18 protein-coding genes are annotated in these 21,118 nt (G+C 44.2%); 13 read left to right on the top strand and 5 right to left on the bottom strand.

Translation table 11 applies throughout. The annotated features are described in order from the left end of the window. The 5 genes from ACRC6Q_RS12315 to ACRC6Q_RS12295 all read left to right on the top strand — a co-directional run bounded on the left by ACRC6Q_RS12315 (window position 1) and on the right by ACRC6Q_RS12295 (window position 5,212). Window positions 1-762, top strand: coding sequence for a hypothetical protein (locus ACRC6Q_RS12315; protein ID WP_431466651.1), 762 nt, complete (start codon window positions 1-3; stop codon window positions 760-762). 193 nt (window positions 763-955) lie between these two features. Next, window positions 956-1,315 (top strand): hypothetical protein, encoded by a 360-nt coding sequence (locus ACRC6Q_RS12310; RefSeq protein ID WP_431466650.1) that lies wholly within the window; start codon window positions 956-958, stop codon window positions 1,313-1,315. A 284-nt stretch (window positions 1,316-1,599) separates the two neighbouring features. After that, window positions 1,600-1,965 (top strand): hypothetical protein, encoded by a 366-nt coding sequence (locus ACRC6Q_RS12305; protein ID WP_223635467.1) that lies wholly within the window; start codon window positions 1,600-1,602, stop codon window positions 1,963-1,965. Between the two features lie 300 nt (window positions 1,966-2,265). Continuing rightward, window positions 2,266-4,212 (top strand): LTA synthase family protein, encoded by a 1,947-nt coding sequence (locus tag ACRC6Q_RS12300; RefSeq protein WP_223635470.1) that lies wholly within the window; start codon window positions 2,266-2,268, stop codon window positions 4,210-4,212. A 193-nt stretch (window positions 4,213-4,405) separates the two neighbouring features. After that, the gene (locus ACRC6Q_RS12295; protein ID WP_431466649.1) at window positions 4,406-5,212 is read left to right on the top strand and encodes a lysophospholipase; all 807 of its coding nucleotides are present in this window, start codon (window positions 4,406-4,408) and stop codon (window positions 5,210-5,212) included. Window positions 5,213-5,335: 123 nt separating this feature from the next. On the opposite strand, the gene ACRC6Q_RS12290 is transcribed toward ACRC6Q_RS12295, so the two are convergent. From ACRC6Q_RS12290 to ACRC6Q_RS12270, 5 genes are all read right to left on the bottom strand, one after another. Next, entirely contained in the window at window positions 5,336-5,899 is a 564-nt protein-coding gene (locus ACRC6Q_RS12290; RefSeq protein WP_431466648.1) for a DUF4256 domain-containing protein, read from the bottom strand. Between the two features lie 420 nt (window positions 5,900-6,319). Next, window positions 6,320-7,417, bottom strand: coding sequence for an ABC transporter ATP-binding protein (locus ACRC6Q_RS12285; protein WP_223635476.1), 1,098 nt, complete (start codon window positions 7,415-7,417; stop codon window positions 6,320-6,322). A gap of 151 nt (window positions 7,418-7,568) precedes the next feature. After that, window positions 7,569-9,047: a UDP-glucose--hexose-1-phosphate uridylyltransferase gene (gene galT, locus ACRC6Q_RS12280; RefSeq protein WP_431466647.1), complete on the bottom strand. Its 1,479-nt coding sequence runs from the start codon at window positions 9,045-9,047 to the stop codon at window positions 7,569-7,571. Window positions 9,048-9,049: 2 nt separating this feature from the next. Further along, the gene (galE, locus tag ACRC6Q_RS12275) at window positions 9,050-10,045 is read right to left on the bottom strand and encodes a UDP-glucose 4-epimerase GalE (protein WP_431466646.1); all 996 of its coding nucleotides are present in this window, start codon (window positions 10,043-10,045) and stop codon (window positions 9,050-9,052) included. Between the two features lie 2 nt (window positions 10,046-10,047). After that, on the bottom strand, window positions 10,048-11,226 hold the full coding sequence (locus tag ACRC6Q_RS12270) for a galactokinase (protein WP_431466645.1): 1,179 nt from the start codon (window positions 11,224-11,226) through the stop codon (window positions 10,048-10,050). 246 nt (window positions 11,227-11,472) lie between these two features. Between ACRC6Q_RS12270 and ACRC6Q_RS12265 the strand changes: the two genes are divergently transcribed. From ACRC6Q_RS12265 to ACRC6Q_RS12230, 8 genes are all read left to right on the top strand, one after another. Beyond that, complete coding sequence (locus ACRC6Q_RS12265) at window positions 11,473-12,393, top strand: ArsR/SmtB family transcription factor (RefSeq protein WP_431466644.1); 921 nt, start codon at window positions 11,473-11,475, stop codon at window positions 12,391-12,393. A gap of 207 nt (window positions 12,394-12,600) precedes the next feature. Beyond that, window positions 12,601-13,611: a family 43 glycosylhydrolase gene (locus ACRC6Q_RS12260; RefSeq protein ID WP_431466643.1), complete on the top strand. Its 1,011-nt coding sequence runs from the start codon at window positions 12,601-12,603 to the stop codon at window positions 13,609-13,611. 46 nt (window positions 13,612-13,657) lie between these two features. Then, window positions 13,658-14,935, top strand: coding sequence for an ABC transporter substrate-binding protein (locus ACRC6Q_RS12255; protein ID WP_431466642.1), 1,278 nt, complete (start codon window positions 13,658-13,660; stop codon window positions 14,933-14,935). 90 nt (window positions 14,936-15,025) lie between these two features. Continuing rightward, window positions 15,026-15,955 (top strand): carbohydrate ABC transporter permease, encoded by a 930-nt coding sequence (locus ACRC6Q_RS12250; RefSeq protein ID WP_431466641.1) that lies wholly within the window; start codon window positions 15,026-15,028, stop codon window positions 15,953-15,955. Further along, window positions 15,955-16,788 (top strand): carbohydrate ABC transporter permease, encoded by an 834-nt coding sequence (locus ACRC6Q_RS12245; protein WP_431466640.1) that lies wholly within the window; start codon window positions 15,955-15,957, stop codon window positions 16,786-16,788. The genes ACRC6Q_RS12250 and ACRC6Q_RS12245 overlap by 1 nt, the downstream gene beginning before the upstream one ends. Before the next feature lie 22 nt (window positions 16,789-16,810). After that, a complete protein-coding gene (locus ACRC6Q_RS12240) occupies window positions 16,811-18,577 on the top strand; it encodes a glycoside hydrolase family 2 protein (RefSeq protein ID WP_431466639.1) in 1,767 nt (588 codons plus the stop codon). Between the two features lie 256 nt (window positions 18,578-18,833). Further along, a complete protein-coding gene (locus ACRC6Q_RS12235; RefSeq protein WP_431466638.1) occupies window positions 18,834-19,976 on the top strand; it encodes an ROK family transcriptional regulator in 1,143 nt (380 codons plus the stop codon). A gap of 66 nt (window positions 19,977-20,042) precedes the next feature. Beyond that, window positions 20,043-21,095 (top strand): aldose epimerase family protein, encoded by a 1,053-nt coding sequence (locus ACRC6Q_RS12230; protein WP_431466637.1) that lies wholly within the window; start codon window positions 20,043-20,045, stop codon window positions 21,093-21,095. Window positions 21,096-21,118: the final 23 nt, after the last annotated feature.

Here is a 21,118-nt window from a genome sequence, read left to right as displayed (position 1 = left end):
TTGGACAAGCAGATGGAAGAGCTGCGGGCGACTGTAGCGGGAGATCCGGATGTGGCAATTATCAACGAAGAACGATGGAAGCTGCCGGCCGTTTTATACGACGTCAGTTTTGACCGGGTCAAACGGCTGAAGATGGATATTTTGATGAAGATGCTGCTGCTGGCTTTTCAGGAGGCCGATATCCGCCGCGCTGCCACTCTATCCGATATGCTGTTCGTGGAGGAACTGTTCATCAGTGACTTGATCGGCAAGATGCAGCGTACGGGTTTGATTGGGCTGGAAAAGCAGGGCTATAAGCTGACAGCCAAAGGCTATGACTACCTAGGCAAAGGGATTTTCGAAGAAGAGATGCCGGGAAGTGAAACGGTCATTGCTTACAGCGCCGTCCATGACGACTACCGGTTGGCGGCAGATGACGTGTTTCCAGAGGCAGAAGACACGCTTCCGATTTACCGCTATCCCGTCAAAGGCAGCTTGAACAAGGACCGCATGTATCAGCTTCTTTCCAAGGAAGGATCGAATCTCGGGGAAGAAAGCTTTCAAACGCTCATCACCGGCATTACGGGATGCATCGAGCAGGACACGGTCCATATTCCATGCATCGAATTTCAACTCTACGACCAAAAGCAGGACATTTTCTATGCCCGTGTTTGGAATACGCTGAACAGCAGCTGGGATGAAACGCTGGAGAAACAGATCGAAGCGCGCGAAGTTGTGAAATGGCGGAAGGTGATGGAAGAGCGGGAAGCGGCTTTGATTTGATCATGAAGGAATGTTTAAGGAATCCGACTGGCTTAAGGGCCGGAGGGTTCCTTTTGTGTTTTATCGATATTGAACTAGTGCTCAAAAGCAGAAACGTGATAAAAAACCGTTTAATGATCAGAAAATTTAGAATTGACATTTATTTTATGCATTCTATCATTAAAAGAGAGGGATAAAAGAAAGGGTGAATGTGGTGAAGAAGACTATTTTCGTACATGATATATCTTCGATTAAACACAACCATTTTTCGTTTAAGAATAAAAAGAAGGAGATTATAAAGGATTTCCCGTTTGTTATTAAAAAAGTTGGTAAAGACAGCTACCACTTCGATGAAGAGGATTTGGTGAAACTGAGCAAATACGAGAAAGATCTTGCACCGCACGATGACAGCGACAAGCTCAGCAGAAATGAATATATTAAAGAAATGAAAAAGGAATTCTACCATCAAATCCGTTCTGGGAATATGGATGAGTTATTAACGCATTTATATAAGATGGAAAGCGAGAACATCGAGCTGAAATGGGGAGGACCTGTGGATCGTGAATTTAAATAAGGGAAGAATCGTATAGTTCTTTCATGTTTTATTGTGAAAAACTAGGTGGACTGCTACGCTATTCGGTAATGGAAGGAAACCTTTTTTGTACTTCGGTATAATTCAACTCTAATGGCCACAGTCCTGTTTTAAAATTCCTTCCATGAATCCTCCTGCCCATAAGCAGGAGGATTTTTAGTGATAGTCGAAATTACCGTGCTTCGTTTTTTATTATGATAGAAGAAAAAAATTTTGTGCTCTTAAAACCGGCATACGAAATTAAGGATGAAAGGAGGAGAAATACGATGGAGTCCGTACCCGCTGCCGTTCAACTGGAATCAATAAAATCTTTCCAATCGACCATCCGGAAATCCGAAAAAGCATTGGCACAGATGAAGGAAAAAGGCGCTAGTACAAGACTGATCGAAAAACGGCTCCAAGCATTTGACATCGGATTGGCCGTTTTGGAAACGGTTTGGCATGAAAAGCCTAATTCCTATAGCAAGGAAGAAATGACGGAAGCCCGGGATGTGCTGGCAGGATTATTGCCTTCTATAGAAAGCATGCACACCAAAGCTGAGCCTGGCAGTCCTCAGCGGACACTTCTGGAGAGGCGGATTAAGTCGATGGAATTGGCTATTGAAGCGATGGATGACTTTTTAAGGGATTAACCAGGGAACTTAAAGGGGTACTCATGTCGTCCTATACGATATGGACCCTGCATTGCCGCAACCCTAAGTGGAGTGTGGCTTTTTTCTATGCTGTATGAGCCTGCTCTTGTTCGCTGAAATCAACCCAGCCAATATTCTGAAAATACCTTAAACTGTCATTTTCTAGGTTATTGGAGTAGAATAGACTTTGTTGTGCTATTATTTACGTAAAATTTACTTGAGCTTAACAGTTTCAAGTCTTTAAAATTCAATGTTCCCAAATCCTCGTGAATACCCATTATGAGAAGGTGCACTATAAAAATGAAAAATTTGATGACTAATGAAAAGTTGAATAAATTTATCCCGATTTTCCTGCTGGCAGTTTTTATGCTGTGGATGAAGACCTATGTATCCCAAAAAACGCAGTTTAAATTGGATGTCGAAGGACCATTGCAGGAATTCCTGCTGTTGCTTAATCCCCTTGGTTCCGCATTGTTGCTGTTAAGCCTGTCACTGTTCTTTAAAGGAACCCGGAAATACATATCACTTTTGCTGATCTATGTCGGGATGTCTGTCCTGTTGTATGCGAACGTGGTGTACTACCGCTTTTTCAGTGATTTCATCACGTTGCCGACCCTGTTTCAAACGCAGAATTTCGGTGATTTAGGCGGCAGTGTAGCAACTTTGATCCAGCCGACAGATGCCCTTTTCTTTGTGGATGTGCTGTTGCTGATAGCTTTGGTGGTTTCAAAACGCTTCAAAAAAGATCAGCGGAATTTCAAGACCAAAGCTGCGATTCCGGTAGTGACGATTGCCTTGGCCATATCTTTCTTTAACCTGGCATTAGCGGAAGCGGATCGTCCGGAACTGCTGACCCGCGGATTTGACCGGAATTACATCGTCAAATATTTAGGTATGTACAATTACGCGCTTTATGACACAGTTGAGACCGTGAAATCTTCTTCTCAGCGAGTGCTCGCTGACAGCGATGACGGTACAGAGGTGTTGAACTACACCAAGTCCAACTATGCGAGTCCCAATGAAGCCTATTTCGGCGCAGCAGAAGGCATGAATGTTGTTTACCTGCATCTGGAATCGTTCCAGACATTCCTGATGGATTACGAATTGAATGGAGAAGAAGTTACGCCGTTCCTGAATTCATTGATCGATGATCAGGACACCTTGTATTTCGATAATTTCTTCCATCAAACGGCTCAAGGAAAAACCTCCGATGCAGAGTTCATGCTGGAGAATTCCTTGTTCGGCTTGCCGAAAGGTTCTGCATTCATCACCAAAGGACAGAACACCTATCAGGCTGCGCCTGCCATTTTGAAGGATAAGGGCTATACGTCTGCCGTGTTCCACGGCAATAACGGAACGTTCTGGAACCGCTCTGAAATCTATAAATCCTTTGGTTTTGATCATTTCTTCGATATTGAATCGTACACGGATCTGACAGAAGAGGATATGGCCGAATATGGCGTTATGGATAAGCCGTTCTTCGAGCAGTCAGCTCCTCTCCTGGAGTCGCTGCCGGAACCTTTCTATACGAAGTTCATCACGGTTTCACATCATTTCCCTTATAACATCGATCAGAGTCTGACGACGATTGAAAAAGGTACGACGGGCGATGCCAGTGTCGATAACTATTTCCAAACTGCCCGCTATGCGGATGAAGCGATCGAGCAGTTCTTTACGCAACTGGAAGAGTCCGGTTTAGCCGACAACACCATGATCGTCATGTACGGCGATCATTATGGAATTTCCGACAACCACAACCAGGCAATGGAACAAGTGCTTTCCAAAGAAATCACACCGGTTGAAAATGCCAAACTGCAGCGTGTGCCATTGTTCATCCATGTACCGGGTGTAGAAGGCGGCACCAATCATACTTACGGAGGCCAGATTGATCTGTTGCCGACGGTGATGCATTTGCTGGGCGTTGAAACGCAGAATAATATTCAGTTCGGTACCGATCTATTGTCTGAAGAACACGAGGAACTGGTCACTTTCCGAAACGGGAATTATGTCAGTCCAGAAATCTACTCGATCGGCGAATCTTTCTATGATCCAGAAACCGGATTGCCGATAGATGAAAGCCTGATGGAGCAAGCGGAGAAGTTCCAACAGCACGGAAGCTACGAATTGCAGCTTTCCGATCAGCTGGTCAACGGAGATTTGTTGAGATTCTATACACCAAGCGGATTTACCCCTATCGATCCAGCGGATTACAGCTATCAGGGAATTTTGGATGAAGCAGCTGAATAAGCGATAAAAGCAAAAGTTATCCTGAGAGGCGGTTCTGCCTTCTCACAGGATAGCTTTTTTTTAAATATTTTATTTATAAAACGAAAGTCTTCGAAGGAGATGCCAGAAAAATATCTATCGGAAAGAAGGTGGTTTTTGATTGATGGAGAATACTACCAGTAGGAAATAGAGCTACTCGAATGGAGGATGTTTGATGAGCGAAGAGAAGATGATTCGGTCTTTCGATGGAACCCAGCTGTTCACCCGCAAAGATACGGCTGAAGAGCAGAAAGCGGCAGTAGTGATTGCCCACGGTTTAGCAGAACACTTAGGGCGTTACGATGCTTTGGCAGAAACCCTGCTGCGCCACAACTTTACCGTGTATCGCTACGAACAGCGCGGCCATGCCCGTTCGGAAGGAGAGCGGACTTTCTTCAAGGATTTCAACGAAATGCCGGATGACCTGAAAGCGATTATGGATTTGGCGAAAGAAGAGAATAGGGAGCAACGGGTCTTTTTGATCGGCCATAGTATGGGCGGCTTTACGGCTGCAGCATTCGGCACAAAATACCCGGAAGAAGCGGCTGGCATCGTGTTATCGGGTGCGTTGACCCGCTACACTAATGAACTTTTCGGTCCGCTGCCAATGGATTTGCCGGCAGACACGTATTTGGACAATCAGCTGGGAGAAGGAGTCTGCAGTGATCCGGAAGTTGTCAAAGCCTATGCGGAAGATCCCCTTGTGGAAAAAAAGATTTCTGTAGGCCTCATCAATGAATTTGCTCCAGGAATCGCTTGGCTGAAAGAAAACGCAGAAAGCTTCATCGACCCGGTGGTGGTGCTCCATGGCAATGAAGATGGCTTGGTTGCCGAACAAGACTCGCGGGATTTTTATGGGGAGATTGGCTCGAAAGATAAAACCTTAAAGATATATGCTGGGTTAATGCATGAAATCTTCAATGAACCATCCAAATACAAAATCTACGATGAAGTGATTGAGTGGATGGAGGATCGGCTATAGGATGCTCTATCAAAAAATCTATATTTAAGTGCGTGATGACAAAAGCATTGCCGAAACCCTTTGAAGGGCATCGACAATGCTTTTCTTTTTGAATAATATAGACGGCCAAACGGATTACGGTGCTTAAACCCTCAACAATCCACGGAATCCTCTTGCTGCGTAATAGGAATCTGCGCCGTTGTGGTAAAGGAAGACGTGTCCATAGCGGGAATCGCAGAACAGGGCGCCGCCGCGATCTCTGATGTCTTCGGGCGTCTGAACCCAGCTGGATGTTTTGACGTCGAATGTGCCGTGCTGCTGCAAGACGCGGTAATGATCTTCCGACAATAGTTCAATGCCCATGTCATTCGCCATCGTCATCGCGCTGTTTTCAGGTTTGTTTTTCTTCCGTGAATCAAGCGCCTTCTGGTCAAAGCAAACGCTTCTGCGGCCACTCGGGCTTTCCGCTGCGCAATCGTAGAAGACGTACTCGTTTTTCGCTTCGTCGAACTCAAGGACATCCGGCTCGCCTCCGGTCCGTTCCATTTCATGGAGGGACCACAGCTTGTCGGGATTCGCCTCCAGCTTTTCCTGGATTTTATCCCAGTTCATCCATTCGTGCCGTTCGATATGTTCCTCGAACCGGGCTTTCAAGGTGCCAAGCAATTCTTCACGCTGATCAGCTGTCAGCTTGTTTTTCGGGCTCATGCGATTTCCTCCTTTTTGAAATGAATGTTACTTGTTATGGCTTAAGTATAGTAAAAAAACGGAGTGAATACGATCCCTTAGCTGTTGAATAGTCTTCAAGTCTTCATTTTGCTACAGACAGAGACTTTTATCTGTCTTCAGTGGCGCATACCCGGTAGATTTATGGGCGTTTAACTGAATTTATGGGCGCTCGACGGGATTTATGGGCGCTCAACGGGATTTATGGGCGTTCAACTAGATTTATGGTCGTTCAATCCAATTTGCGTTCGCTCAGCTGGATTTGCAATCGTTCAGAGAGATTTGCAATCGTTCAGCTAAAATTCCTATAAGGAACAGGTGGAATTATGAGTAAACAAGAAAAAAACCGGACGATGGCTCGTCCGGATTTTCTGATCAGTTGAAGAAGATATTCGATACCCCTTACTTGATGCGCAGCTCCGAGTCGATATCGAAGAAATGGGCTTTATTCATATCAAAAGCCATATCGATGGTTTGTCCGGCTTCTACATTAAAGCGGGCATCCACACGGGCAACAAAATCCTGCTCGTTCACTTTTGAATACAGCACGATTTCTGATCCCATCAGCTCCGCTACTTCTACATAGGCTTTCAGCTTCGTATGCGGGGAATGCTCAAGGAACAACGGCTCATCGTGGATGTCTTCCGGACGGATGCCAAGCATAATTTCCTTGCCTTCATATCCTTGATCACGCAGCATCTTGAGCTTACTGTCAGGCACGAGAACTTTGAATTCTTCCATTACGAATGAATCTCCGACAATTTTTCCTCGCAGGAAGTTCATGGAAGGCGAACCGATAAATCCACCAACGAACATATTATCCGGCTGGTCGTACACTTCTTTCGGCGAACCGACCTGCTGGATAAAGCCATCCTTCATGACAACCAGGCGTGTCGCCATCGTCATCGCTTCAGTTTGGTCATGTGTTACATAGACAGTGGTTGTCTGCAGGCGACGGTGCAACTTTTGGATTTCTGTACGCATCTGTACACGCAGTTTGGCATCCAAGTTGGACAAAGGCTCATCCATCAAGAATACTTCAGCATCACGGACGATGGCACGGCCCAACGCGACACGCTGGCGTTGGCCACCGGATAGCGCTTTCGGTTTGCGGTTCAAATATTCATCAAGTCCGAGGATTTTAGAAGCATTCGCTACACGTACCTTGATGTCTTCTTTTTTCATCTTGCGCAATTTCAAACTGAAAGCCATATTGTCATAGACACTCATGTGAGGATAAAGCGCATAGTTTTGGAACACCATGGCAATATCGCGGTCTTTCGGTGAGACATCATTTACTCGGCGGTCTCCGATGTACAGGTCGCCTTCTGTGATATCTTCCAGACCTGCGATCATCCGTAAAGTTGTAGATTTCCCGCAACCCGAAGGTCCGACCAATACGAGAAACTCTTTGTCGCGGATTTCCAGATTGAAATCCTGTACCGATACAACACCTTTATCGTACTCTTTTCTGATATTCACTAAGTTCAAGCCTGCCATTTGAATCCCTCCAGTTTATGTAAGTGCTTTCATTGACTGATAAAAGCATACCGTTTAGTGGGAAATTTAGAAATGGCAAGTATGCACAAAATTAATGGAAGTCTTCGTGCATATTGCCAATTCTCAATTTACACTGAAAAATTACTTGCCCTCATCTATTCAAGGTATCTATAAATCGTTTAAATGCTTCTTGTTTTTTCAAGACACCTGCATCTTCAAGAACTCTTACGAATTTTTTTCCGAGTTCTTTTTGCAGGAGCGCTTCCGCATCTTCCGGCAACGAAATCTTTCCGTACTGAGCTCTCAATTGTTCAGCCCATTGGAGGTGGAAGGGGGCTACCTTATGTGCATTTCCGAGCAGAAACTCCTGGATTTCAGCAAGTTCTTCTTTCAAGCGCGGCGGTAAAACTGCAAGCCCCATCACTTCAATCAAGCCGATATTTTCTTTTTTGATGTGGTGAACGTCCGCGTGCGGATGAAAAATTCCGGACGGATGTTCCTCCGTTGTCCGGTTGTTCCGCAACACCAAGTCGATTTCAAAGAGCCCATTTCGCTTTCTCGCAATCGGGGTGACGGTGTTATGCGGTGTATCGCCAGTGAAGGCCAACACATCTGCCGATTCATCGGAGTAATTTCGCCACGTCTGCAAAATGTCATCCGCTGCGTTCACCAGGCTGTGGACTTCTTTCCCTTTCAACCGGATTACGGACATCGGCCATTTGACGACGGATGCAACAATATCAGGATAGGCCTTCAAGCTGAATCCATACGCATCTTCCGCTTTGGTCATCGCAAATTCATAACGTCCCGCCTGATAATGGTCATGGCTTAAAATCGATCCACCCACAATCGGCAAATCGGCATTGGACCCGATAAAGTAGTGGGGGAACAAGTCTGTAAAAGCGAGCAGCCGCTCAAAAGAATGGCGGTCAATCTTCATGTCACGATGTTCTTCAGAAAGCAAAATGCTATGCTCGTTGTAATAGACATAGGGGGAATACTGCAAATACCAGTTTTCTCCGGTCAGTGGAATATTGACGACACGGTGGTTTGCCCGTGCCGGATAGCCAATCCGTCCAGTATAGCCTTCGTTTTCTTTGCATAACAGGCATTTCGGATAGCTGAGAGTTTGCTTCATCTCGCGTTCTCTTCTGATTTGTTCGGGATCTTTTTCCGGTTTTGACAGATTGATGGTAATGTCCATCTGGCCATAGGGAGTATCCGCTTTATAGGAAATATTTTTTTGAATCCGGTTCATTTGGATATAGTTGCTGTTTTTGCTTAATTCATAAAAAAAATCGGTTGCGGCGATCGGCGACTGGGCATATTTTTCATTGAATGCGGCATTGATGGCAGAAGGGCGGGCGACAAAGCAATTCATGATAGAGGCCGATAATATTTCCTTGTCATCAAAAATATCCATGATGACCCCTCGTTCCACCGCATAGGCAATCAGGTTTTCCAGCAAGTTTGGAATGGTGTCATCTGCGGGTTCGATCCGTTCTTCAGGGAAGGATTCCAGGCTTAACAGATTCAGCACCTGGTTGCGGACGTAATCTGTATCTGCTGCTTCTATCAAGTCCGATTCGAGCGCCTTGTCAAGGAGTCCTTCAAGAGTTTCATAGACCATTTTCACACGTCCTTTTCGTAGCCGTTTGGATGCGAAGAATGCCAGTTCCATGCATCTTCGATAATTTTTTCAATAGAAGTATGGGTGGGGACCCAGCCCAGTACTTGTCTTGCTTTATCCGAACTGGCGATTAAAGTACTTGGATCACCTGCTCTGCGTGGGCCCACTTTTACCGGTATTCTTTTTCCGGATACAGAGCGGGCAGCAGAAATCATTTCAGTCACGGAAAATCCTTGGCTGCTTCCGAGGTTGAAGACGTCGCTTTCGCCGTCTTTTCTCAAATAATCCAGTGCCAGGAGATGGGCACGGATCAGGTCTTCGACATGGACATAGTCGCGGATGCACGTTCCATCGGGTGTGTCGTAATCATCGCCGAACACGGTGATTTCCTTCCGCTGTCCAAGTGCTGTCTGCAGGATGAGCGGCACGAGATGGGATTCGGGTTGGTGATCTTCGCCGATCTCTGCCGTTTCCCTTGCCCCGGCTACATTAAAATAGCGCAAGGAAACGAATTTTAAGCCATGGGCCAATCCTGTCCACTTCATCAGCTTTTCCATGGTCAGCTTAGTTTCACCGTAAGTGCTCGCCGGGTTGGTTGGCATCGTTTCGGTAATCGGAACGGATTCCGGTTCGCCATACGTGGCGGCGGTAGAAGAAAAGACAATTTTTTTTACATCATGATCAACCATGGCCTTCAGCAAGACTTGGGTGCCGTATACATTATTATCGAAATATTTAAGAGGATTTTCCATCGATTCCCCAACCAGTGAGTTGGCCGCAAAATGAAGCACTTCGTCAATCGATTCCTTTTCGAATACCGAGTTCAGAAAATCAGCATCCCGAATATCGCCTTCATAAAAAACAGCTTGGGGGTGCACGGCTTTCCTGTGCCCAGTCTCCAAATTATCGACAACAAAGACGTCTGCTCCCTGATCAATCAATTGATGAACAGCATGTGATCCAATATAGCCAGCTCCACCCAACACTAAGACACTCATGGTCAAAACTCCTCTGTTAGTTCTTTGGCGCCATCCGAAATTTTGGCTTCATAAAAAGAAGGGGAGAAACCAAATTCTTTGGTATAGCTGTCGATCAGGTTTTCTTTGAAACTTTCAATTTGCGCCCGGTGGACAATCGCGATGGCGCATCCGCCGAACCCGGCACCGGTCATCCGGGCGCCGACGACACCTGGATGCCTCCAAGCCATTGCCGCAATGTGGTCGAGCTCTGCGCCAGTCACTGCGTAATCGTCACGGAGAGAAACATGGGACGCATTCATCAATTGGCCAAACGCTTCAATATTGCCTTGTTCGAGTTCTTTGAGCGCAAGCAATGTCCGTTCGTTTTCATAGACGGCATGCTTGGCCCGTTTGCGATTTGTGTCATTTTTGATCAAGTGTTTAAACTGCTCGAAATTTTCAGCTGTCAGTTCGCCAAGGCTGTTGACATGCAGCTCGTTCCGTAAGTCCGAAAGTGCTTCTTCACATTGAGCGCGGCGCTCATTGTATTTTGAACCCGCCAATGTCCGCTGTTTGTTCGAGTTGATGATGACGATTTCATGATCCACTAATTCGACAGGCGCGTAGCTATACGCCAAGGTTTGGCAATCAAGTAAAATCGCAAAATCTTTTTTGCCTTTGCCGATAGCAAATTGATCCATGATGCCGCTATTGACGCCGATGTATTGATTTTCAACGTTTTGTCCCAGCTGAATCATACGCAGGCGATCGATTTCCAAATCGAACAGGTTTTCAAGAACGACGCCTGTAACCATTTCGATGGAAGCAGAAGAAGAGAGGCCGGCTCCGTTCGGAATATTTCCGTAGAACAGGATATCCATTCCATGAGAGATTGAAAATCCGTTTTTGACAAAATAATGGATCATGCCTTTTGGAAAGTTCGCCCAGTCATGGTCCGGGTTAAAGGACAAGTCGGCAAGGTCGCATTCAATTATCCCTTTTTCCTGAAAGTTCATGGAGTGGAAGCGCAGTTTCTGATCCGAACGCTTACGGGCTGCGGCATACGTGCCGAAGGAAATAGCAGCAGGAAAAACATGGCCACCATTGTAATCTGTATGTTCACCAATCAGGTTAATGCGTCCAGGGGCAAAAAAGAACCGTGGGTTTTCATCGTTCTGAAAGAGATCCTTGAAAGCTTGGGACAGTTCGGTCTGTTTCATCTTATTCCTCCAATACTTTGTAAATTAATTTAATTAACATGAGTATAGAGTATTTTGTTAAACTATTCAATCATGATATTGAAGGCAATTATAAACGTATTTCAGACAGAGTTGCATCATAGAAAGCATTTTATCAATTAAATAATAACTAATGAGTGTACCCTACTAATTTCTTCTGCTTGACTTCATCTTTAGAATGTTATAATTTTATTACAATAAAAAATAGAGTAAAAGTAGGATATGCCCATGAGAACATTAGAGCTAAGTTTCGAAGAATCAATTGAAGTATGTAAAGCCTTGGCCAATAAACATAGAATGGCAATACTGCGTCTTTTAAGTGAGCGACCGCATAATGTCAACGAACTGTCTGAGCGACTTGGCTTACCTTTTTCTACAACGGCTGTAAATGTGAAAAAGCTGGAAGATGTTAACCTCATTACCACAGAATTGTTGCCTGGGAGAGGGACGCAAAAAATTAATACAAAAAAATACGATCAAATTATTATTGATATTGCGCCGCAAGAAAGCAAAGAAAGTGAAGAAACGATTATTTATGATATGCCAATCGGCCACTTTACCGACAGCAGCGTTGAACCGAGTTGTGGTTTGGTCGGAGAATCTGACTATATTAACGGACATGACGATCCGCGTGCTTTCTATGAAACAGGCAGGGACCAAGCGCAGTTAATTTTCTTCAGAACAGGTTATTTGGAGTATCGGTTTCCCAATCGTCTGCCGCGCGGTGAGAATGCGGACCAAATCAAATTCAGTGCAGAAGTTTGTTCGGAAGCGCCATTATTCAAGTTGGATTGGCCTTCAGATATAACCGTATGGATTAACGGGCATGAAATTGCAACATGGACGTCACCAAGTGATTTTGGAGGAGAGCGGGGGTTTCTTACGCCAAAATGGTGGATGACGAACCATACCCAGTATGGTTTGCTGAAAAACTGGCGAGTGACTAAAGAAGGCTGTTACCTGGATGACAAACTAGTGAGCAGGGAGTGTACAATAGACACATTAAAAATTGCTGAAACTCCTTATATCTCTTTTAAAATTGGTGTTAAAGAAGATGCACTCAATGTAGGTGGAATAAATTTATTCGGCCACAAATTCGGGAATTACAGGCAGGGAATTGTGATGCGTTTGCTGACAGAGCTTAAATAATAGAATCCGTTTTCAAAGCAAGATTTACAGAAAGCTACTGTGAATCTTGCTTTTTTGTATGCAAAAGATAGAATAAAAAAATTTTTCTGTTTTTTTATTACGAATATACTTGTAATGAAACAAACTTATGAATTACAATGGCTTTATGAAAGTGCTTACACCGATTAAAGTGAAGGAGTTGATTCCACAATTTATAAGTTTCTGGTTTTGGGCGTCTTTTTACTACCAATTAGTTTGGCAGGCTGTTCTTCGGAAGAAGAGCGGACTACAGAAGCAAAAACTTTTAACAACCCTGTGTACGAACCCGTATTGGCAGATCCTTCGATTATCAAAGCGGAGGATGGTAGTTACTACGCTTATGGTACAGAAGATGCTTGGGGGGATGATTCTGAAACAAAATTGGTTCCAATTTCTCGATCCTCAAATTTAATTGATTGGGAGTTTGTGGGAGAAGCCTTTGAAGAAAAGCCCGACTGGAAAGCAGCAGGAGATCTTTGGGCGCCAGATATACAATTCTACAATGATCAATATATCCTTTATTACTCTTTATCCTTATGGGGAGATACAAATCCTGGCATCGGCGTAGCAGTTGCTGACAGCCCAGCTGGTCCTTTTGAAGATAAAGGGAAAATGTTCACAAGCGAGGAAATTGGTGTAGATAACTCAATTGATCCATTTTTCTATGTTGAAGATGAAGTGCCCTATCTCGCTTGGGGAAGTTTCCATGGCATTTATGGAATTGAACTGTCACAAGATGGAATGACGACGATTGGTGAAAAGTTTCAGCTTGCTGGAGAGGATTATGAAGCACCTTATATTATCGAACGGGATGGATTTTATTATTTTTTTGGTTCCAAAGGTTCTTGTTGTGACGGAGAAGACAGTACTTATCATGTAGCAGTTGGACGGTCAGAAAGTTTCAAGGGTCCATACGTTGACCACGAAGGAAAGAAATTACTCGACAATGGCGGGACAACGATCTTATCTTCCGATGAAAACAGCAAGTTTGCCGGTCCTGGACATAATTCAATTATTACAGACGAGGCAGGAGAAGACTGGCTTGTCTATCATGCAATTGAAAAAGTCGACCCCTTATTATGGACGGGTGCTTCAAGAAGGCCATTGTTGATCGATCCTATTATCTGGGAAGACAGCTGGCCGGTAATCGAAGGCGGACAGCCAAGTGAAGAAGAAGTACAAGTTCCAGTGATAGATTAAAAGTGATTCTATAACTGTGCTTTAACTAAGAAAAGGGAGTGGGGAAATGAAGAAGATGAATAAACGATGGAGTGCTTTAGCAGTAACTTGTTCGGCAGTTTTGTTGACAGCGTGCAGCGGCAATAGTGGTGTAGTTGAAGAAGGTGGCGGAGAGTCTGTAGGCTCTGGAGACAGCTCTGAAATTACACTATGGGCCCCATTTTCAGGCCCTGACGGCCCCTATATGAAAGAGATTGTTGATAGCTATAATGAATCACAGGATGATTATACAGTCAACTTCCAAATTGTTCCACAAAGCGAATATTACAAAACGGTTGATTTAGCTGTTAATGGAGAATCGAATATGCCGGATGTAATGGTTATGCACGGGGATCAAATATTTACCTATGCTGAAAAAGACATCATAAGAGATCTTGGCGATTTAATGGGTGATGAGATTTCGGCCGATGAGTATCATCCGAATGGGATTGAAGGTGCTTCAGTGGATGGAACACTGTACGGAGTACCTTTAGACATACATCCGCTTCTTTTCTATTGGAACAAAGATATGTTCGAAGCAGCTGGATTAGATCCAGAAAAGCCGCCGACTAATCGTGAAGAATTTATCGAATATGCGCAGGCATTGACAAATGAGGACGAAAATCAATTCGGGTATGTTGTCCCAACTCTATGGCCGCAAGAATTTATTTTTCCGACAATAGTTTTCCAAAATGGCGGTGAATTGTATGCCGATGGAGAAGTTCAGTTTACTTCTGATGCAGTTGTGGAAGCTTTGGAATTCGAAAGGTCTTTAATCGAAGAATATAAAGTCTCCCCTGGAGATGTACAACAAGATGGGGAAGTAACCATGTTCCTGCAAGGAAGAAGCGGTATGCACATGAACGGTCCGTGGATGATGAAACAGTGGGATGACTCAGGACTTAATTACGGCGTTGCACCAGTACCGCAATTAGGAACAGAACAAGAAGGCGTCTATGCAAACTCGCATAACTTTGTTGTTCCGGAAAGTGTGGATGAAGAGAAGCTTGATGCAATTACCAATTTCTTTGGCTATGTAGGAGACAATGCGTTGGCTTGGGCAGAATCCGGCCAGGCACCAGCTTCAAAAGCTGTATACGAAAGCGACGAGTTCCAGGAAGTAAATGCACAATCTCCAGAAGTAGCCAAACAATTTGATTATGTTAAATTTGGTCCAGATGTTGAAAACTGGGGGCAGGCAACAAGTCCGTTGATGGAAGCAGTCAATGAAGTGCTCTTAGGACAAAAAGATGCAACAGAGGCATTGGAAGAAGCTCAGCAAAAAGCTACGAATGCGTTAGAATAAAAAATTAAAAAGTAAGCAGGTGGAGTATGCACTGCTTACTTTTTCTTTTTATCAGCTGTATGAAGTTATACAGAATGAGGTGAGAAAGCGATGAAAGAAGCAAGATTGCCTGCGAGCAAAGCAAAAAGAGAAAGACTTTCTAAATTCACATCCTTCCTGTTTGTGTTGCCTTATTTACTGATGTTTTTAGCTTTTCTTTTTATTCCACTTGTTTATGGAATATACATTAGCATGCACGATTACAATTTATTATCGAGTGTGCAGCCTTTTATTGGCCTTGAAAACTATGCAACTATTTTCAATCCGGATTCAGCGATGAATTCGTTGTTCTTCGAAGGGCTGGGAAACACCGTTAAGTTTGTCATTTTTTCAGTGCCTTTACTGGTAGCCATCGGATTGGGATTGGCGTTGCTATTAAATAGCATTCCTGGAAAACTAAGAACATTTTTCCGTACAATCTACTTTATCCCTTATGCCATATCAGTTTCAGTAGTCTCCATTATTTTCCTATGGATACTTGATACGAATTCCGGATTGCTGAATATGTATTTAATGGACTTGGGTTTTGATGCAATTCCATGGTTGACAAAGCAGCCATTTGCGTGGATTTCTCTTATAGGAGCCACGATTTGGTGGACACTTGGCTTTAATATGATTATTTTCATCAATGCTTTGAATGAAGTGCCAGAAGAGTTGTATGAAGCTGGTGCCATTGACGGCGCAAGTGCTTGGCAGAAATTTATTCATATCACCTTACCGACGATTCGGCCCATTATGTTATTTGTCATAATTACTTCAACCATCGCTTCGTTCAACGTCTTTGGACAGCCTTACTTAATGACACGAGGCGGTCCTGGAGACTCAACTGAAGTGTTGCTGATGGGAATTGTCAATCTTGCTTTTGAGGAACGTGAATTAGGAGTGGCATCAGCAATGGCATTGCTCATGTCTTTGATCATGATTGTTATTTCTGTGATTCAATTTAAAATTGCCAATTACAAACAAGGAGGGGAAAGCTGATGAAAAAGAATGGTAAGCAGATCGGGCTGATCGTATTAGCTTCGGTTATAGGGCTTTTGTTTCTCATTCCTCTTATTTGGATGATTTCCACTTCCTTTAAAAATGATTTCGAAGCCATCGCTGGAGGGCTGAACTGGATACCGGAAAACTTCACTTTTGAAAACTATTTATATACGTTGACGGGTGAAGGCGTGGATGTTCCCATATTCAGATGGATGTTCAACTCGCTATTTGCGGGACTGACTGGAACAGCAATCATCGTTGCAATTGATGCACTGGCTGCTTATGGCTTGGCACGGTTGGATGTTCCTTTAAAAAAATTCTTGTTTCCAATGTTTATTAGTACATTAATGATTCCTTTTGTTATCACCTTTCTTCCCATGTATATGCAATTCAGCAACTTTGGGTTATTAAACACTTATGCAGTGCTGATTTTCCCTTATACAGCGAATGCATTCGGTGTATTTTTGCTTTACCAATTCTTTAAGTCGTTCCCTAAAGAATTGGAAGAAGCAGCCAAATTAGACGGAGCAAACAAATGGCAGATTTTCATTAAAATTGTCATTCCTTCTGCGAAACCAATTATATGGACATTGGCTATTTTCTCTTTCATGGGGATCTACAATGATTTCTTATGGCCGTTAGTGGCTACAAACTCGCCGGACATGAGAACAATCACGACCGGTATCGCCATCATGCAGCAAGGAAGTTTTACGTCTTCTTATGGGAAACTAATGGCATTAACGACGATAGCCACCATTCCAATTTTGATTGTCTTCTTAATTGGACAGAAACAGCTGATCAAAGGCATTACACAGTCAGGCATCAAATAAGTGATGGAGGTAGCGCAAATATATGGCAAATTTACAAACGGAATATCCGAGACCGCAATTTCAACGAGATAACTGGTTGAACCTTAACGGAGAATGGAATTTTTCTTTCGACGATCAAGAAGTTGGATTAAAGGAAAAGTGGTACCAGAACTTTCCTGTAGGACAGACCATAAAAGTCCCATTTGCTTACCAAACCGAAAATAGCGGCATCGGAGATCCTTCTTTTCATGAAGTGGTTTGGTACAACCGAACTTTTTTAGTGCCGGAAGACTGGCAAGATAAAGGAATTCAGTTAAACTTTGGCGCCGTTGACTACCGGGCGTGGGTATATGTAAATGGAGAAAAAGCAATCTATCATCAAGGTGGAAATGTTCCGTTTTCTGCTGATATTACCGACTTGCTTATTTCGGGAAAGAACAATCTAACAGTAAGAGTGGAAGATCCTTCCGAAGATACGACTATACCACGCGGCAAACAGTATTGGCATGAAGAATCAGCTTCAATTTTTTATACGCGGACCACTGGAATTTGGCAGACGGTTTGGCTGGAGCCAGTGGCGGAAACTTCGATTAAAAGTTTACGTTGGACACCGGAAATAGATCGCGGCGACATTGAATTAGAAACAGAGCTTGCAGGAAAGTTTCTGGAGAATACGAAGCTGCGAATAACTGTTTCGTTCCAGGAAGAACCCGTTTTTAGCGAGGAAATTACTGTTTTTCAGCCGCATATTAAACGAAGCATCAACATCCGCGGACGTTTTCCGGATAGAAGCAATATTCACGGGCCGGGATGGTATTGGAGCCCGGAGCATCCAAATTTATTTGATGCTCAAGTAGAACTGATTGCAGATGGAAAAACTGTCGACACCATAACAAGCTACTTTGGGATGCGGAAAGTATCCATTGAAAATGGCACGTTTATGCTAAACAACAAACCTTATTACCAAAAGCTTGTTCTGGATCAAGGTTATTTCCCAGGCGGTCTGTTGACTGCAGAATCGGACAACGCGTTAAAGCAGGATATTGTGCTTGCCAAGGAAATGGGCTTTAATGGGGCGCGCAAGCATCAGAAAGTGGAAGACCCGAGATTTTTATATTGGGCAGATCATTTGGGATACCTTGTATGGGGGGAAATGGCAAACTGCTCGGAATATAGCGAAGAAGCTGTAGAGCGAATTTCAGCAGAGTGGGCAGAAGCAGTGAAGCGCGACTACAGCCATCCAAGCTTGATTGTATGGGTGCCATTGAACGAAAGCTGGGGGATTTCCCGAGTTGCCAGGGAGAAACAGCAGCAGCACCATTCACTTGCTATGTATTATTTAACAAAATCCCTTGATCCAACCCGGCCCGTTTGTTCAAATGAAGGCTGGGAACATACGGTTTCTGATTTGTGCGGGATCCATAATTACCAGTCTCCTGAGAAGATGGCGGAAGCCTACCAAACTGTCGAAAGTGCGATTGCGACCACCCCTGCAGACCGTCCGATTTATGCGGAAGGCTTTGGATACAGAGGAGAGCCCATTTTGATCACTGAATATGGTGGGATCGCCTATGACAAAAAAGAAATCGACCAGAAAAATGGATGGGGCTATTCAGCAGTTCAGGGAGGTGAAGAATTAATTGAAGCTTATCGTGCAAATACCTTAGCTTTGCTTGATTCTTCAGTGGTCCAAGGTTTTTGCTATACGCAGCTGACCGATGTTGAACAAGAAATCAATGGACTTTTGACTTATCATCGCAAGCCGAAATGTGAGTTATCTGAGATTAAAAAAATCAATGATGGTGAGTAGGACTTTTAATCAAAGAGTGGACAAAATATAATAAACTGAAAAACATCTTGCGCTGCAGAGGAAGTATGAAAATACCTCTATCAGCAAAAAGGTGTTTTTCTATGACAGTGAAAATTCGATATTCACTTAATATCTCCTCTAAAAAACTAATAAGTTAATTTAATTAACAAAGAGATATAAGATTTTGTTAAACTGTTAACTAATAGAGTTCCAGGCAGTTACAAACTGCAGGAGTTTGGAAAACGGAGGAGTTCATATGCGTCAAGGTACCTTTCAATGGATGAAATCGGTGAATAAATCGATTATCCTCAATAAAATAAGAAAAGAAGGACCGATATCGAGAGCGCAGATTGCAAGGGAGACAAGTTTGACGCCGCCGACTGTCAGCAGCAGCGTCAAAGAATTGATCGAACAGAAAATAGTCGAAGAAAGTGATTTCGGACAGTCGCAGGGCGGCCGGAAACCGACGATGCTGGTCATCAACAATCAGGCGTTCTCCATTATTGGCGTGGATGCAGGACCCGAAAGCATTGAATGCATTGTGGCGGACCTTGCCGGAAAGGTGCTGAAAAGGTCGGCAACCAAATTGCATTTGCCGATCGACGATCAGGAATTTATTGCCGTATTAAAGAAATGTATTGAAGAGGTTCTGGAAACAAAAGATCCGGTCATCGGCATCGGGGTTGCCATGCATGGTGTGGTGGATGTTGCTACCGGTACTTCTTTGTATGCGCCTAATCTCGGCTTAAGCAATATCCCGATCAAAGAAGAGCTGGAGAAGGCATTTGGTCTGGAAGTGAAAGTGGAGAACGATGCACGTGCCATGGCGCTGGGAGAATACTGGTTCGGCAATCACGGTGAACTGGAGAGCATGTTGGCTGTGAACATAGGCAGTGGTGTAGGAGCAGGCCTGATCATCGAAGGAAAACTCTATCACGGTTCTTCTGACATTGCGGGGGAAATTGGCCATATGACCATCGATTTGCACGGGGAGATATGTGAATGCGGAAACAAGGGATGCCTGCAGACATTTGTCACCGGTCCAGCCATTGCGAGAAAAGTGGCTGGCAACTCTGCGGCAAATCCACTGACGGCTGAAAAGATATTCGAAGGGGCCTTGGGCGGCAACGAAGAATTTGCTGCGATACTAAAAGAGGCTGGAAGAGCGATGGGCGTCGGCCTGACAAATCTCATCCACATTGTGAATCCGGAAAAAATCATCCTCGGAGGCGGAGTTTCGAAAGCAGAAAGGTTCATTTTGCCCGCCATCCGTGAAACGATCGAAGCCTCCGCCCTAACCCCTGCAGCAAGCCGGACGAAGGTGGAAGTCTCCAAGTTAGGGGACGACGCGACATTGATCGGCGCGATCACGCTTTTGCTGGTGGACGTTTTTGAATAAAGAAATGAGTTGAAAAGTTTTGAGATGAGCCAAAATAAAGTTAGAGAATGAAAGGATGAAGAAAATATGAACATCACTGAAAAGGTTTTTGGACACAAAAATAATCAGCCAGTCAAAATGTATACATTGAAGAATGACCAAGGTTTTCAAGTATCCTGCATCGAGTATGGCTGCATCATCACCGAGATGATTGCTCCGGACCGCACCGGTAAAACGGAGAATCTTGTACTCGGCTTTGAGACGTTTGAAGAATACGAAAGCAATCCGCATTTTTTCGGGGCAGTGGTCGGACGTTTTGCCGGACGGATAAAAGAAGGCGCGTTTACAATTGAAGGAACCGACTATCAACTGGCTAAAAACTCCAATGGCCATAACCTGCATGGAGGACCCCAAGGATTCCACTCGGTGCTTTGGGATTCGAAAGTGATCGAAAGCGAAGGTGAAGCCATAGTCGAATTTACGTATTCAAGTCCTGATGGGGAGGAAGGTTTCCCAGGCAATCTATCCATGACTGTCTGCTACATTCTCAAGAACGACAGCAACCAACTTGTCATTTCCTATTCCGGAAAATCGGATCAGACCACTTTGCTGAATGTGACCAATCATTCGTATTTCAATTTAAGCGGAAATTTCAAACGGACAATCCTGGATCACGAATTGACGATGAAAAGCGGTCAATACTTGGAGTTGGATGAGGAATTACTGCCGACAGGGAAGCTGGTTTCAGTTGGAGAGGATCCGCTTTTCGATTTCCGAAGCGGCCGAAGCATAAGAGAAGCTTCAGCTGCTGAACATCCACAGACGAAGCTTGCTGGCAATGGCTACGATCATCCGTTTATGTTGAATGCAGGCGAACAGCCAAGCATTGAATTAACTGATGGGGAAAGTGGACGGAAGCTCAGAGTCGAAACTACCGAACCTGCAGTGGTATTATACACAGGAAACGGAGTAGGCGGCCCTTATTCCATTAGAGGCATCGAAGCGCAGAACTATTTGGGGCTTTGCCTTGAAACACAGAGCCCACCTGATTCCGTGCGCCATCCACATTTGCCGGCCTCCATCTTGAAAGCCGACGAGGAATTCAAGTCTCAAACAACGTATACTTTTGCTCTAGTGTAAAGGCGACTCGATCAATTATTTAT

Source organism: Planococcus sp. SE5232 (genome assembly GCF_050686535.1).
Lineage (GTDB): Bacteria > Bacillota > Bacilli > Bacillales_A > Planococcaceae > Planococcus.
The sequence above is the reverse complement of the archived record's forward strand: the minus strand, read 5'-3'. Positions and strand labels throughout refer to the sequence as shown.

Coding starts and splice junctions, on each gene's coding strand:
- ACRC6Q_RS12300 (WP_223635470.1), top strand. CDS start 2,266: ATGAAAAATTTGATGACTAATGAAAAGTTGAATAAATTTATCCCGATT.
- ACRC6Q_RS12265 (WP_431466644.1), top strand. CDS start 11,473: ATGAGAACATTAGAGCTAAGTTTCGAAGAATCAATTGAAGTATGTAAA.
- galE (WP_431466646.1), bottom strand. CDS start 10,045: ATGAGTGTCTTAGTGTTGGGTGGAGCTGGCTATATTGGATCACATGCT.
- ACRC6Q_RS12305 (WP_223635467.1), top strand. CDS start 1,600: ATGGAGTCCGTACCCGCTGCCGTTCAACTGGAATCAATAAAATCTTTC.
- galT (WP_431466647.1), bottom strand. CDS start 9,047: ATGGTCTATGAAACTCTTGAAGGACTCCTTGACAAGGCGCTCGAATCG.
- ACRC6Q_RS12250 (WP_431466641.1), top strand. CDS start 15,026: ATGAAAGAAGCAAGATTGCCTGCGAGCAAAGCAAAAAGAGAAAGACTT.
- ACRC6Q_RS12285 (WP_223635476.1), bottom strand. CDS start 7,417: ATGGCAGGCTTGAACTTAGTGAATATCAGAAAAGAGTACGATAAAGGT.
- ACRC6Q_RS12230 (WP_431466637.1), top strand. CDS start 20,043: ATGAACATCACTGAAAAGGTTTTTGGACACAAAAATAATCAGCCAGTC.
- ACRC6Q_RS12255 (WP_431466642.1), top strand. CDS start 13,658: ATGAAGAAGATGAATAAACGATGGAGTGCTTTAGCAGTAACTTGTTCG.
- ACRC6Q_RS12270 (WP_431466645.1), bottom strand. CDS start 11,226: ATGAAACAGACCGAACTGTCCCAAGCTTTCAAGGATCTCTTTCAGAAC.
- ACRC6Q_RS12235 (WP_431466638.1), top strand. CDS start 18,834: ATGCGTCAAGGTACCTTTCAATGGATGAAATCGGTGAATAAATCGATT.
- ACRC6Q_RS12240 (WP_431466639.1), top strand. CDS start 16,811: ATGGCAAATTTACAAACGGAATATCCGAGACCGCAATTTCAACGAGAT.
- ACRC6Q_RS12245 (WP_431466640.1), top strand. CDS start 15,955: ATGAAAAAGAATGGTAAGCAGATCGGGCTGATCGTATTAGCTTCGGTT.
- ACRC6Q_RS12290 (WP_431466648.1), bottom strand. CDS start 5,899: ATGAGCCCGAAAAACAAGCTGACAGCTGATCAGCGTGAAGAATTGCTT.
- ACRC6Q_RS12295 (WP_431466649.1), top strand. CDS start 4,406: ATGAGCGAAGAGAAGATGATTCGGTCTTTCGATGGAACCCAGCTGTTC.